The 13720-nt window shown below is 37.3% G+C and carries 12 protein-coding genes; 11 read left to right on the forward strand and 1 reads right to left on the reverse strand.

Features of this window, described 5'->3' with window-relative positions:
• The first annotated feature begins 71 nt into the window (after positions 1–71).
• From LC419_RS12770 to LC419_RS12820, 11 genes are all read left to right on the forward strand, one after another.
• Positions 72–1163 carry a hypothetical protein gene (locus LC419_RS12770; protein ID WP_223607719.1) on the forward strand — a complete coding sequence of 364 codons (1092 nt, stop codon included), beginning with the start codon at positions 72–74 and terminating at the stop codon, positions 1161–1163.
• Positions 1164–1312: 149 nt separating this feature from the next.
• Positions 1313–1717 carry a hypothetical protein gene (locus LC419_RS12775; protein ID WP_223607720.1) on the forward strand — a complete coding sequence of 135 codons (405 nt, stop codon included), beginning with the start codon at positions 1313–1315 and terminating at the stop codon, positions 1715–1717.
• Positions 1714–2130 (forward strand): hypothetical protein, encoded by a 417-nt coding sequence (locus tag LC419_RS12780; protein ID WP_223607721.1) that lies wholly within the window; start codon positions 1714–1716, stop codon positions 2128–2130. The genes LC419_RS12775 and LC419_RS12780 overlap by 4 nt, the downstream gene beginning before the upstream one ends.
• Before the next feature lie 57 nt (positions 2131–2187).
• Positions 2188–3366 carry an acetyl-CoA C-acyltransferase gene (locus LC419_RS12785; protein ID WP_223607722.1) on the forward strand — a complete coding sequence of 393 codons (1179 nt, stop codon included), beginning with the start codon at positions 2188–2190 and terminating at the stop codon, positions 3364–3366.
• 106 nt (positions 3367–3472) lie between these two features.
• Positions 3473–4963, forward strand: coding sequence for an MFS transporter (locus LC419_RS12790; protein ID WP_090021737.1), 1491 nt, complete (start codon positions 3473–3475; stop codon positions 4961–4963).
• 156 nt (positions 4964–5119) lie between these two features.
• Positions 5120–5512 (forward strand): DUF3060 domain-containing protein, encoded by a 393-nt coding sequence (locus LC419_RS12795; RefSeq protein WP_223607723.1) that lies wholly within the window; start codon positions 5120–5122, stop codon positions 5510–5512.
• 212 nt (positions 5513–5724) lie between these two features.
• On the forward strand, positions 5725–7890 hold the full coding sequence (locus LC419_RS12800; RefSeq protein WP_223607724.1) for a M12 family metallo-peptidase: 2166 nt from the start codon (positions 5725–5727) through the stop codon (positions 7888–7890).
• Between the two features lie 295 nt (positions 7891–8185).
• Entirely contained in the window at positions 8186–9112 is a 927-nt protein-coding gene (locus LC419_RS12805; protein ID WP_223607725.1) for a mevalonate kinase, read from the forward strand.
• Between the two features lie 10 nt (positions 9113–9122).
• Positions 9123–10052: a UbiA family prenyltransferase gene (locus LC419_RS12810; protein WP_223607726.1), complete on the forward strand. Its 930-nt coding sequence runs from the start codon at positions 9123–9125 to the stop codon at positions 10050–10052.
• Positions 10053–10116: 64 nt separating this feature from the next.
• Complete coding sequence (locus tag LC419_RS12815) at positions 10117–11283, forward strand: proline dehydrogenase family protein (RefSeq protein ID WP_223607727.1); 1167 nt, start codon at positions 10117–10119, stop codon at positions 11281–11283.
• A 226-nt stretch (positions 11284–11509) separates the two neighbouring features.
• Positions 11510–12529: a T9SS type A sorting domain-containing protein gene (locus LC419_RS12820; RefSeq protein ID WP_223607728.1), complete on the forward strand. Its 1020-nt coding sequence runs from the start codon at positions 11510–11512 to the stop codon at positions 12527–12529.
• 57 nt (positions 12530–12586) lie between these two features.
• On the opposite strand, the gene LC419_RS12825 is transcribed toward LC419_RS12820, so the two are convergent.
• Positions 12587–13123, reverse strand: coding sequence for a helix-turn-helix transcriptional regulator (locus LC419_RS12825; RefSeq protein WP_223607729.1), 537 nt, complete (start codon positions 13121–13123; stop codon positions 12587–12589).
• Positions 13124–13720: the final 597 nt, after the last annotated feature.

A 13720-nucleotide genomic window follows, 5' to 3' on the forward strand; every position in this document is an offset into this window, starting at 1 on the left:
TAATAAAACAAAAATACTGTCCTGAATTATGGACAGAGGTGAAATATTGTCTAAAAATTAAAAAAATAAATATGAGAACAAAACTAATCTTCATGGCTGCTGTAATGGCTTTTACATACGGTACTGCTCAGGAAAAACAGAATGTAAACCCACAGATTAAAATGTATTCAAAGAAAATTGACAGCATTGTGGTTTCGGAGAAATCTAAAATGAATGCAGAGCTGGATCTGATTGATAAAGATTTTAAAGACAACAAAATCACATCGGAAGAAAAACAGAAACAACGTACTGAAATTGCTTCAAGATATCAACAGACCATCAATGAAAAAGTAGACGCCCAGCAAAGTGAACTTCAGGCTGCCACAAAAGAAATGGTAAAAAATGCAGTCTTTGTGGATCGCGACAGTATTCATAAAAATGAAATGTGGGTGGGACTTAATGGACTTAATATGAAACTGGGACAGAAAAGAAATACAAGTCCGAAACATTCTTTAAAAACGGTGGAGCTCTCTGTAAGTATGATGGGAACCGGTCTGACGACTAAAGACCAGCCTTTTAATTTTTATGACAAAAATTCTGACACGAGAAATACCATCATCAATTCTTCACAAATGGCATTGAGATATGAAGGTCAGGTGGGAGGATTTAAAAGTCCTGTATTTTACCGGGTTGGTTTAGGAATGAGATTTGACCAGTATGTTCCTAAATACGGAAAGGTTTTCAAACAGGAAAATAATAATTTGTTCGTAGACGATTTTGACCGTGGCAATCTGAAGAAAACCCAGTTCAACAACACCTATCTCTATGTACCGGTAGATTTTAGGTTTGTATTGAATCCAAAGTATGTAGAGCATGAAGGGGTTGAATATCTTGATAACAAAAAAAGACAGCTGAGCATTGTAATGGGAGTATATGGCGGAGTGAAGATAGGAAGTGTGAATTATATAAAATATTCCAATGAAAATTCCAGAAGAATCGTAGAAAGAGAAAGAATTATGCAGGGTGTGAACGATTTTATCGTAGGTGGAAAATTCGGAATCAGCTATGGAAGTCTTAAGGTATTTGTTCAGAAAGATTTTACGCCGGTGTTCAGTGACAGTGCGCTTCTGAAGAATAAATACGGAGTGCAGATCGGTGTAGAATTTGTGAATATCATTTTTTAATTAAATAATAAAAAGTGGTGTTTATTGAAAATAACATATTTTTAATTGATTTTTATTGATACTAACGAATGTTTGTACGCCAATCATCCGTTTTTAAAACACACTGTTTATAAGTGTGTTTTTTTTTGTATTTTGGCACTTTAGTAAATATGAAAAATATTCAGTTATTAGGATTGATATTAGTAGTAGTAGGGAGCTTTCTACCTCTCGTACATGTTCCCATTATTGGAAACTGGAACTACTGGAAGCTAGATCATTATCTGGCCATTGCATGCTGGATTTTTGCTGCATGTGCCGTTTTTGGAATTGTGAACCACAATGCGAAAGTGGTAAGATTTTTTGGCGTATTATTGATTCTGCTATTTGCTTTCACATTGGTGGCCGTAAAGATGCAGTCTCTGGAATATTTCAGTTTTCTGCCGTTTAAATCCTGGAGAGAAGCTTTTGCAGGAGTTGTAAAGCTTAAGTGGGGCTGGGCTGTAGAGTTTTTAGGCGCTTTCCTTATGGTTTTTGCTATAGGAAGTAAAAAAGTAAATAAACGTACACAGATATGAAGCATTTAAAAATAGGAGCAGCTGCTTTATTTATGGTGATATTCTCGCATGCTAAATCTCAAAAGACAGCAGTAGTTGGAAAGTCGGATCAGCCGGCCAAATGCCAAAATATCAGAGAAGGGAAATTTTTGCGCCGAAACTATCCTGAGGGAATCTGGTATATGACCATTAAAGATAATATTCAGACTGAATATTTCAATAATGGTAAAGATTTTATAAAATCCACCCTTGTTTTTGTAGATGACTGTAATTATAAAGCGATCGTGTTAGAGAAATCCGATAAAAATGATCCGGTGCAGGTTGGGGATGTTTTTAATAATCAAATTGTAGAAACTCAGGATAATTTACTGAAGATACAGTCCAGGATTGAGAAGAACAAGTTTGAAGTGATCTACGTAAAAGTGAAAAAATAGAAAAGTATAATGAGGCCGGAAGGCAGCATTTTGTTAAAAAAGTAAAATATAATACACATGAAAGAAGTATTCATCGTTTCCGCAGTAAGAACACCTATCGGGAGTTTTATGGGAAGCCTTTCAACGGTTCCTGCTACGAAGCTGGGATCTGCTGCTGTAAAAGGAGCATTAGATAAAATCAGTCTTGATCCTAAGAATGTTCAGGAGATTTATATGGGAAATGTGCTGCAGGCAGGAGAAGGCCAGGCGCCGGCCCGTCAGGTAGCATTAGGTGCAGGATTGTCTATCGAAACGCCTTCAACTACCGTAAATAAAGTATGTGCTTCAGGGATGAAAGCGGTAACTATGGCTGCACAGGCTATTAAAGCCGGTGATGCTGATGTAATCGTTGCCGGAGGTATGGAAAATATGTCTTCAGTTCCTCATTATTATAATGCCAGAATCGCTACTAAATTAGGCGACATCAAGATGCAGGACGGAATGGTACTGGATGGTCTTACAGACGTTTACGGGAAAGTTCATATGGGAGTATGTGCTGAGAAATGTGCTGTAGATTATGGTATTTCAAGAGAAGATCAGGATAATTTTGCGATAGAATCTTACAAAAGATCAGCAAAAGCATGGAGCGAAGGGAAATTTACTGAAGAAGTGGTTCCTGTAGAAATTCCTCAGAGAAAAGGAGATCCTGTTATTTTTGCTGAAGATGAGGAATACAAAGCGGTTAATTTTGACAGACTTCCTACACTTCCTACGGTATTCAAAAAAGAAAATGGGACAGTGACAGCAGCGAATGCATCTACATTAAATGATGGTGCTTCTGCATTGATCCTTGTATCTAAAGAAAAAATGGAAGAATTAGGGCTTAAGCCTTTGGCTAAAATCGTTTCTTATGCAGATGCAGCTCAGGAGCCTGAAAACTTCACGACTGCCCCTGCAAAGGCACTTCCGATTGCTCTTAAAAAAGCAGGTTTAGAGATTTCAGATATTGATTTCTTTGAATTTAACGAAGCTTTCTCAGTAGTGGGTCTTGCCAATAATAAGATCTTAGGACTGGATGCATCAAAAGTTAACGTAAACGGAGGAGCAGTTGCGATCGGACACCCGCTGGGAAGTTCAGGATCCAGAATCATCGTAACGCTGATCAATGTATTGAAGCAAAATAATGCTAAATACGGCGCTGCAGCTATCTGTAACGGTGGTGGAGGAGCTTCTGCTATCGTGATTGAAAATATGTAAAATTCTCTTACAGAATATTTTGCCATTAAGGAATCGATAATTTTTCTAAATTCTTATCGATTTCTTAATGGTTTTTCTATTTTTGTGCTACTAATATTTATTTGAAATGTCTGAAATTGAGAATCAACAACCTCAAAACATAAAAAATAATCCACGGATTATGAAAGCCTGGGCCGTATACGACTGGGCGAATTCTGTTTATTCACTGGTGATTACGTCCACTATTTTCCCTATTTATTATTCCATACTGACCACTGCTTACGAGAAAAAGGAGTATGTGGAGGAAACAAAATCCTGGATTGATGTTCCCGTAAGGCATATGATCAAGATTTTCGGGAAAGAATATCAGCCGGATGCGGTATACGGATATTCACTTACGATATCGTTTTTTATTGTAGTGTTGCTATCTCCGTTCCTGTCTTCACTGGCGGATACTATCGGAAATAAGAAATCATTCCTGCAGTTTTTCTGCTATCTTGGGGCTACTTCATGTATGGGACTGGCCATGTTTACAGGCATGCACAATGTATTTCTGGGCCTCCTTTTCAGTATTACGGCAAGTGTCGGGTTTTGGGGAAGTCTCGTGTTTTATAATTCCTTCCTGCCGGATATTGCGACCCGAGATAAGCAGGATGCACTTTCCGCCAAAGGATATGTGTATGGTTATCTAGGTTCTGTAGTTCTGGTGGTGATCTGTCTGGTACTGATCCAGGTTTTTGCAAAAGGAGCGGCACAGCAGCTTTTATTTACAAGAATCAGCTTTCTGTTGACCGGTGCATGGTGGTTTGGGTTCTCCCAATACACATTTAAGCATCTTCCGCAGTTTGGGGATGTGAAGGAAAAGCTTCCAAAAGATTTAGTGCTTTTAAACTATAAGAATATCTTCAAAAAGCATGAAGAACAGGGAGGTTTCTTTGAAGTTTTGAAAGATAATATGAGTTTCTATAAAGACATCGCCAAGGAAAGTTTCCATGAACTGTTCAAAGTAGGGGGCGTATTGTTTAAAGATAAAAACCTTAAATTCTTCCTTTCAAGTTTCTTCTTTTACAGTGTAGGGATGCAAACTATTTTCTTAATGGCTACCTTATTCGGGAAAAGTGAGATCAACCTGGCTCAGGATAAACTGATCGGAACATTATTGGTCATTCAGATTGAAGCGATCATAGGGGCCGTGATATTCTCCAGGTTATCAAGGAAAATCGGAAATAGAAATGTGATCTCAATTGCTATTGTATTATGGATTGTAGCCTGTCTGTGGGCATACTTCCTGAACAAAGAAAACCCTACGGTAGAATATCAGTTCTATGGAGTAGCAGCGGTAGTAGGATTGGTGATGGGCGGACTTCAGGCAATGTCCAGATCTACGTATTCAAAGCTTCTTCCGGAGGACTCTATGGAAAATACCACGTATTTCAGTTTCTATGATGTATTGGAAAAAATAGCGATCATTATCGGAACCTTCATCTTTGCTACATTGATTGAACATTTTAATAATATGCGTATCGCAGCGCTTTCCATGACTTTATTTTTCGCGACGGGACTTATCCTGATCCGTTTTCTTAAGGTCAATATGTTAAAAGACAGAGATACCCTATAAAAACAGCCGATAATTTCAAAGCTGGCTGTAACAAAAAATATAAAGATGTCTTAAGTGTAAGGCATCTTTTTTTATGAACAAATATTTTTATATGTTAAAAGTGATCTGTCAGATAGCTGGCATTTTAATTGTATCAGATTTGAAAAATTAAATAATATGAAAATTATGAAAAAAACACTGGCTCTATGTATTGCTTTAATTGGAATCAATATGACCTATGCACAAACCACAACGAAAACGACAACTACTCATGGTAAAAGTAAACAGAGTGATAAAAAGATTGAGGTGGATGGTGTGGGAAATAAGCAGACGTATTCGTCAGATGGAGGAGATGCATCGGTAGAAGGGGTGAATAATATAATTACCATCAATGGTTACACAACAAAGCTGGAAGTAGCCGGTTCCGGTAATATAGTATATGCCGATAAGGTTTCTCGTATAGAACTGGAAGGATCTAATAATAAGGTATTTTATAAGACTTCTCCAACAAAATCAGGAAAGGCTGATATTTCTTTAACAGGAGTAGGTAACAGTGCTGTGAAAAAGTAGTCGGATATCTCCGGCCAAAGATAAAAAAGAGAGCTGAATTTAATTATTCAGCTCTCTTTCGGTTAGTATATAACTTTATTGTCTCAGATTAAGATATTTGTAATCTGTCATTTATTTATTATGATTTACTTGAAAGTCAAAGGGAATTGTTATTTATTTTTCACTAAATATTGATTTTTTTTGTTTATTTGTAGATCTAATTAAAATGAAAAATGATTAAAAAAATTCTACTTCTATGTCTGATGGAATGCTTTGCCTTTGGTTTCTCACAAAGTCTAAGACCCATTGCCCAGAAAATCACTGAACACCACGCAGAGAAAAATACTTTTCAAAAGTATGATCTGTTTGAGATTAATAAGACTTCTTCTAAGTTTGCTGAATACAAAAGAGCAGCTACAGACATTACGGCCATCAACGTAAAATCTGCCGAACTTAAAAGGCTGATCACAGAAAAACCTGAATATCTTGAAATAAGTTTTCCTTTCAATGGAGATAAGCAGATCACTGTGGAGCTCTATAAAAATCAGATCTTCACCAATGATTTTAAAGTTGTTACGAATAAAGGAGAGATCGTCAACTATACTCCGGGTGCTTACTATATTGGAATTGTAAAAGGAGACAATACTTCGGTTGCTGCTTTCAGTTTCTTCGATAATGATATTGTAGGAGTAGCTTCTACGTCCGAACTGGGGAATGTAGTCCTTGGAAAGGCAAAAAATTCCGAAGATTTTGTGAGCTATTCGGAATCTAAACTGACGGGAGCCAATCCCTTTGTCTGTGGGGTAGATGAGCTGAAAGAAAATCAGGCAAAAAATATCTCATTTGATCCGGATGCAGGCAAAAAAGCAATGACGGAAAACTGTGTGAGAATTTATTATGAAGTATGTTTTAAACCGTATCAAAATAATAATTCCGATGCTACCACTACGACCAACTGGCTTACCGCTATTCATAATAATATTGCGGCACTTTACAACAATGATGAGATCAGAATAGCATTGAATGAAATCTTTATCTGGACCACTCAGGATCCTTACACAGGAACACCCAATGCCAATCTTTCCAGCTTTAGAACTAACAGACAGACCTTTAACGGTGATCTTGCCCATTTGATTAATGCTCCGGCTACTACAAGTGTGGCTTATCTTAATTCTTTATGCGGAACCTACAAGCACGCGTATTCCGGAATTTCGCAAACTTATGCTGAGGTGCCGGTATATTCCTGGACTATTCAAGCCATGACGCACGAAATGGGACACAGTTTAGGATCTCCACACACCCATGCCTGTGCATGGAACGGAAATAATACAGCCATTGACGGATGTGGAGCTCAGGCAGGTTACAGCGAAGGATGTACAGGTCCGATTCCTTCCACAACGGTTAAAGGATCGATTATGAGCTACTGTCATCTGGTTTCAGGAGTAGGAATCAGCTTTAATAATGGTTTTGGACCCCAACCAGCTGCATTGATCAGAAATACTATCGATTCAAAGCCTTGTCTGGGAACGAATTGTACTACGGCATGTGGAACTACGATCACTCAGATGAACATATCAAATATTACCCAGGTTTCAGCCAATGCAGCGTTTACCGATGCAGTTTCCACTTCCTGGAAATATAAACTCACTAAAATGGATGGAACTCTTATAGAATCAGGAAATACGGGTTCTCAGGTGCTTAATTTCAACAGTCTGCAGCCTGCAACGTATTATAACTTGTCGGTAGGTACAAATTGTTCAGCATCCAACGCTTATCAGCGAACTCAGGTATTCCTTACAGATGCATCGTGGTGTGCAGGAGCTTTGTTTACAGATACCGGCGGTCAGACTTCGGGTTATGGGAACAGTGAAACAATCGTTAAAACATTTTATCCTGCTTCGGGAGCACTTACAATGACGTTTACGGAGTTTGCTTTGGAACAGGATTATGATTTTATGTATATCTATAATGGTCCTTCCACAGCGTCTCCTTTGTTTGCCAACGGAAATAATCTGACTGGAAATACAGTGCCGGGACCGTTTACTTCTACTCATTCTTCGGGAGCTATTACGGTAAGGTTTGTTTCTGATCCCGGGGTTACAGGAAACGGCTGGAAGGCCGGTTTTTCATGTGCTGCTTTAGGAATTGATGAGGTTACGAAAAATGATAACACAATAAGTATTTACCCGAATCCTGCTAAAAATATGATTGTTATTTCATCCAAAGATGCTTTAAAATCATATAAAATTTATGATGAATCAGGAAGATTGGTCATTTCTGCATCTTCACTAAAAGGGAATAAACAGGAAGTCAATATTTCTTCGATTCAGACAGGAAACTATATGGTGACCATAGAAACGGATAAACAAACGGTGAATAAAAAATTGATTAAACACTAAGAAAAGTAAGGAAGCATGATGCTGGAAGAAGGAAGTTATGGAGAACCAAAATAGAAAAAAAAAGTAGACAATATTTAGACTATCTCTAATAATGTCAATGATCAAAAATGATAAGCATACCTTCCAGCCTCCTTCTACCATCTTCCAATCCTAATAAAAAAGCCTGATTATTTTAGGCTTTTCTGCTTTATAAAAGCCAAAAATACTTTTCTGCATAAATAAGTTGGAATTCGGCGTGAGTTTTGCTTATATTCAGCAGAATAATTTTAACTTTGTAAAAAGATTTATTGTCAAAATGACGAACCCTCTATTTTATGCAAAAATAATTCTGTTCGGAGAATATGGGATGATTGAAGACTCCCAGGGGCTTGTAGTACCTTACAGTTTCTATAAAGGAGCCCTTAAATTCTCAGATTTGAGTTCTGAATTTGAACTTAAATCCAACAGACATCTGCAGAAATACGCTGACTTCCTTGCAGCGCTTGACCTTTCTGATGATTTTAGATTGGATATTCAAGGCCTTAAAAACGATATTGCCTCCGGACTTTTCTTCGATTCCAATATTCCGCAGGGATATGGCGTAGGAAGTTCAGGAGCTTTGGTAGCTGCTATTTTCGAAAAGTATGCACTGAGTAAACTGGATCCTGAACAGATCTCCAAAGATAATCTGAAGAAATTAAAAACCGTTTTCGGTGAAATGGAAAGCTATTTCCATGGTAAAAGTTCAGGGATGGATCCTTTGATCTGTTATATGAATCTGCCGATCCTTATCGAAAACAAGGAGAGCCTTGATAGAGTTTCTATTCCTGATGGTGAGGAAGGGAAAGGAGCCATATTCCTTATCGACAGCGGTATCACGGGCGAAACAGGACCAATGATCCAGATTTTCTTTGAAAAAATGAAAACGGAAGGTTTCCGTAAGACCTTAAAAGAAGAGTTCATCCGTTACAACAATGCCTGCATCGAATCATTCCTTAAAAAAGATATGAATCCTTTCTTCAGAAACCTGAAAAAGCTTTCTCACTGGGCATATGAACATTTCCGTCCGATGATCCCTGAGAGTATTTTCAATATCTGGAAAAAAGGACTGGACTCTAATGCCTACTATCTTAAACTCTGCGGAAGCGGCGGCGGCGGATATATTCTGGGCTTCACCAAAGACTATGCGAAAGCAGAAAAAATGCTTGACGGCTTCCAGAAAGAAGTGATCTACAGATTTTAAATTGGGTGGAATGAATTCTGAAAAAGAAACTTTCCTATCTAAAAACTATATCTCTAAATCTATATTTTACAGATTTTCACAATTCGTGGGCTTTCTGATCGGCGCACGTTTTTTTGTAGCAGTGCTGCTGACTTTTGCGCTGTATGTATCTACTTTTTTCCTGTTTAATCAGGATGAAACCTTTAGAAAATTTGTCTTCGATTTTAAAGTTCACGGCATCATTTTCTGTACGGTGATCACCATTCTGGCGGGCGGCATTATCAATCAGTTTTATGATCTGGAAAAAGACCATGTGGTAAAACCTTTCCGGACCAGGATTCAAAGCTTTATCAAACAGAAATATTTTTTATATGCTTATCTTGCATTAACGGTTATTTCTCTTGGCGTAGCTTGGATGATTTCCCATAAGGTTTTCGCTTTTTTTCTTGTCTATCAGTTTTTTATGTGGTTTTACAGCCATAAACTGAGCAGAATTTTAATCATCAATAATCTCACTTTTGTAAGCCTGACACTGTATCCTTTTTTCGGAATGATGGTCTATTACGAAACCTTTTCCAGAAAGGTAGTGCTGATGGCTATTTTTCTGTTTCTGATTCTTTTATGCATTGATATTGTCAAGGATATGCTGACTAAGAGTGTTGACAAAGCATTTGGCTATATAACAATTCCGAACTATTTTAAAAGCAGAAATACACAGATCATCATTATTTCTTTACTGGCCATTACCATGGCTGTCTCTATGAAGCTTATTGCTAAAACCGGTATTTCAGGTTTTATGGCTTACTATTTTACTGGAGGGCTGTTTGTCATGATCCTTTGCATTTACCTGCTATTGAATTCATCCAGAAAAAGTAAATTCTTCACACTCAACATATTAAGGTTTTGGGTTTTCGTAGGGATTATTGCGATGCTGCTGAATGGAATTGAGAGCAAATTATAGAAAATTTTCTTTAAATAAACTGAGGTTATTATTACCTTTGCAAAACTAAATTTAATAAAAAGGAATGCCCATTTTTAACGATACTAAAGTTGCATTTGCAGACAAGTCTGATGCACAATTGAGAAAGGCGTACTGGATGTTTAAGATGATTGAACAGCCTGCTCTTACCAGCCTTGGAACTTCTGTCCTTAATTTTACGGTACACAATAATTTTCCTTTCGTGACCGGAATTGTGAAAAGCACTTTGTTTGAACAGTTCTGCGGAGGTGAAACCCGTGAAGAAAGTATGAAGGTGGTGAAACAGCTTTTCAAGAGAGGAGTGGGAAGTATTTTCGATTATTCTATTGAAGGGAAGGAAGATGAAGAAACTTTTGATGCGGTGTGCAAAGAGATCAAGGATATCATCCGGTTTTCAGTAGGAAATCCGGCTATTCCTTTTATCGTATTTAAGCCGACAGCTTTCGGAAGAATTGATCTGTATGAAGCAGTTGGAAACGGTGCTGAGCTTACATCAAGCCAGAAAGAGGAATGGGCCAGAGTGGTCAAGAGATTTGATGAAATATGCAGTCTGTGCCATGAACACGACAAGAAAGTAATGGTAGATGCTGAAGAAACCTGGATGCAGGATGCGGCGGATCATCTTTGTGAAGAGATGATGGAAAAATACAATCAGGAAAAACCAATTGTTTGGAATACCATCCAGATGTACAGAACGGGAAGACTGGAATACATGGAGGAAAATCTTCAGAGAGCCAGAGAAAAAAATTACTTCATCGGGTATAAGATTGTACGTGGAGCTTATATGGAGAAGGAAAGAGCACGAGCTGCTGAAAAAGGCTATGCAGATCCGATCCAGCCGACTAAGGAAGCTTCAGACAAAAACTATAACGCCGGAATTGATTTCGTTATGAATCATCTGGATAAAGTATCATCATTTTTCGGGACGCATAATGAGATTTCGTCAGAACTGATTATGGATAAAATGAAGGCTAAGTCTCTTGAGAATGGTAATACACATATCTATTTTGGGCAGCTTTATGGGATGAGTGATAATATTTCTTTCTATTTGTCGGATAAGGGCTACAATGTGGCTAAATATCTGCCATACGGACCTGTAAAGGATGTTGTGCCTTATCTTACAAGGAGAGCGAGAGAAAACACTTCTGTGGCAGGTCAGACGGGCAGAGAACTTGGGCTTATTAAGAAAGAGCTTGAAAGAAGAAGAAAATAGTAAATATTCCATTTAATATATCAGACCTGCAAGAATGCAGGTCTTTTTTATTGAATATGTTTTATATGAAAAAGTAAAGCTTACTGTCGATTTCAATAGTTTGACTCTATTAATAATAATTTTATAAAATTCACTTTATATTGTGTATGATTTAAAATTATTAACTTTTTATTGTTTATTTGATTGTAATTTCCTACATTTGAGTAAACCATAAAAAAACTAATACATGAAAAAAACATTACTCGTTGTTGCTTTTATAGCAACTAACTTTACCTTCGGACAAACCTTCAGCAATGGTGGTTTAAGTACGGGCGCAACTTCTAGTGGCGGGACTGCGGCACCTGCCGGATATACATGGTCTGAACTTCAGAATAATACAGGAAATACTACAGAATCCAATACCAGTTTGGGATTGGGAGGAACTTTCAGCTCAGCGGCAGCAAGCTTTTTTATTGCCGACGACTTTACAGTTCCGGTAGGATCTTCATGGCAGATCACTACCATTGATTTTTTTGCCTATCAAACCAACTATGCGGGTACTACTGCTCCTTTTAATACGGTGAGGGTGAATATATTCAGCTCAGACCCTTCTGTAGCAGGTGCTGTAAGTGTATATGGAGATGATACGACCAACAGATTCAGTGCTGCAGTAGATGCTAATATGTACAGAACAGGAAATACTTCGGTGCCGGTTGCTGCAGTACCTAATACTGCAAGAAAGATATGGAAAGTTACAGCAAGCACTCCTAAGACTTTAGGGGCGGGAACCTATTGGGTAAAATATCAGCTGCAAAATGTAGTGACTGCGAGCGGGGGCTTTTTACCGCCTGTTACGATTGTAGGAAGCAGAGGACTTCCCACATTTAATGCTAAACAGTTTGATGCTGTTTTGAGCACCTGGGCGCCTATCACAGATACCGGAAACCCTGCAGCAGCTCCTGATGTTCCTTTGGACATGCCATTCGTTATTACATTTACTGCAACTACACTGGGTACACAGGAAACGATGCAGTATGACAACAGAGTTCAGGTGTATCCTAATCCAGCAAAAGACAATTTCAGAATTAATAATCCTGAAAAGCTTAAGATAAGCAGTGTAGAAATTATAGATGCTTCCGGAAAGCTGGTAAGAACATTGCAGGGCTCGGAAGAATACAGTGTTTCAGATCTACCTAAAGGAAACTACATTCTGAAAATAAAGAATGAAGGTGGACTTACAAAAATTACAAAACTATTAAAGCAATAGCTTTAGTTTTCTTCTTCAAATATTTTTTATCCTGGCCATTTTCCTTGGCCAGGTTTTTTATGGCTCAAAACTCTCAAATTTCCCATTTTCATAGAACAGAACAATACGTTTTATCTTATTTGATTGATTTCCAATAACTTGATTAATGATTTGTTCATTGGAATTTTCTAATCGCTGAGAATCCGATATATTTTCCTGATTCCTATATGGGGGCGGTATAAACGATTCTCGCGGGCTCTCTTTGACTGCCTCAATTTCCTCTTCAGCTCCAAAATCTTCATCATCCTTCATCATGGTAAAAAGATCGGGAAGCGGAGTAGGTTTTCCTTTGCTATCCTCAATTTTTTCTTCAGTGGTTAATTCCACTTCCGGTAATTCGGATTTCAGCATTTCACCTTCACCGGTTACCAACCAGTCCCAGAGAATCTCCGGAAAACTGGATTTAATCTTAATGATGAATTCAAGAGACGGCTTGTTTCTTCCTGAAGTAATATGGGAAATGGAAGAACGCTGCACATCAATTTCATCTGCAAACTCGGAAGGGCTGAGATTGGAATACTCAATAACTTTGGAAATTCTTTCGTTTAAACTCATAAAAATAAGTTGTCAATTGTGTTACAAATGTAAATAATAAAATATACATAAACAAATCACAAAAGTAAATTGAGATGAAATCTATGAATATACAGATGTAAACTAATATAACACCCTTAAATATAGCTATTTATACTGCTCTATTTCATTCTATGTACCTATTTAACAAAGTAAACACAATTTTTAAGCTGATAAATTCCCAGATTAATCACTTTTAAATATTCCGCTTTGATATAATTCCAATAATTCTTAATTACCCAATAATTAGATGGTAAATGACTGATTAATTATATTTTAAGATGTAAACTACTCATTACTGGAAATTAATACTAAAGAAGGGTTTCTAAGCCATAAAAGACTGATTTTTGTTGTATACAAACGTAAATTTATATCATAAGTAACTAATTATAAGTGTTTTGCTGATAGATTCGTTTAAAATCGGTCTACAGTTATTTCCTTATTTACTAATGACAGCAGGAGAGCAAATGGTATAGCTAAATTTATAGTGAATTTCAGGGATAAATGTAAAAAAATATAAATTTACATTTGTATACAAGTGTAAATGACTAAGTTTTCCACATTCATCGCGTTTAATTA

Origin of the sequence: Chryseobacterium sp. OSA05B (assembly GCF_019970065.1) — a bacterium.
GTDB lineage: Bacteria > Bacteroidota > Bacteroidia > Flavobacteriales > Weeksellaceae > Chryseobacterium.

Excerpts from the sequence above, each read along its gene's own strand:
- LC419_RS12810 (WP_223607726.1), top strand. The coding sequence starts at position 9,123 with ATGAATTCTGAAAAAGAAACTTTCCTATCTAAAAACTATATCTCTAAA.
- LC419_RS12790 (WP_090021737.1), top strand. The coding sequence starts at position 3,473 with ATGTCTGAAATTGAGAATCAACAACCTCAAAACATAAAAAATAATCCA.
- LC419_RS12800 (WP_223607724.1), top strand. The coding sequence starts at position 5,725 with ATGATTAAAAAAATTCTACTTCTATGTCTGATGGAATGCTTTGCCTTT.
- LC419_RS12785 (WP_223607722.1), top strand. The coding sequence starts at position 2,188 with ATGAAAGAAGTATTCATCGTTTCCGCAGTAAGAACACCTATCGGGAGT.
- LC419_RS12815 (WP_223607727.1), top strand. The coding sequence starts at position 10,117 with ATGCCCATTTTTAACGATACTAAAGTTGCATTTGCAGACAAGTCTGAT.
- LC419_RS12795 (WP_223607723.1), top strand. The coding sequence starts at position 5,120 with ATGAAAATTATGAAAAAAACACTGGCTCTATGTATTGCTTTAATTGGA.
- LC419_RS12805 (WP_223607725.1), top strand. The coding sequence starts at position 8,186 with ATGACGAACCCTCTATTTTATGCAAAAATAATTCTGTTCGGAGAATAT.
- LC419_RS12820 (WP_223607728.1), top strand. The coding sequence starts at position 11,510 with ATGAAAAAAACATTACTCGTTGTTGCTTTTATAGCAACTAACTTTACC.
- LC419_RS12770 (WP_223607719.1), top strand. The coding sequence starts at position 72 with ATGAGAACAAAACTAATCTTCATGGCTGCTGTAATGGCTTTTACATAC.
- LC419_RS12780 (WP_223607721.1), top strand. The coding sequence starts at position 1,714 with ATGAAGCATTTAAAAATAGGAGCAGCTGCTTTATTTATGGTGATATTC.
- LC419_RS12825 (WP_223607729.1), bottom strand. The coding sequence starts at position 13,123 with ATGAGTTTAAACGAAAGAATTTCCAAAGTTATTGAGTATTCCAATCTC.
- LC419_RS12775 (WP_223607720.1), top strand. The coding sequence starts at position 1,313 with ATGAAAAATATTCAGTTATTAGGATTGATATTAGTAGTAGTAGGGAGC.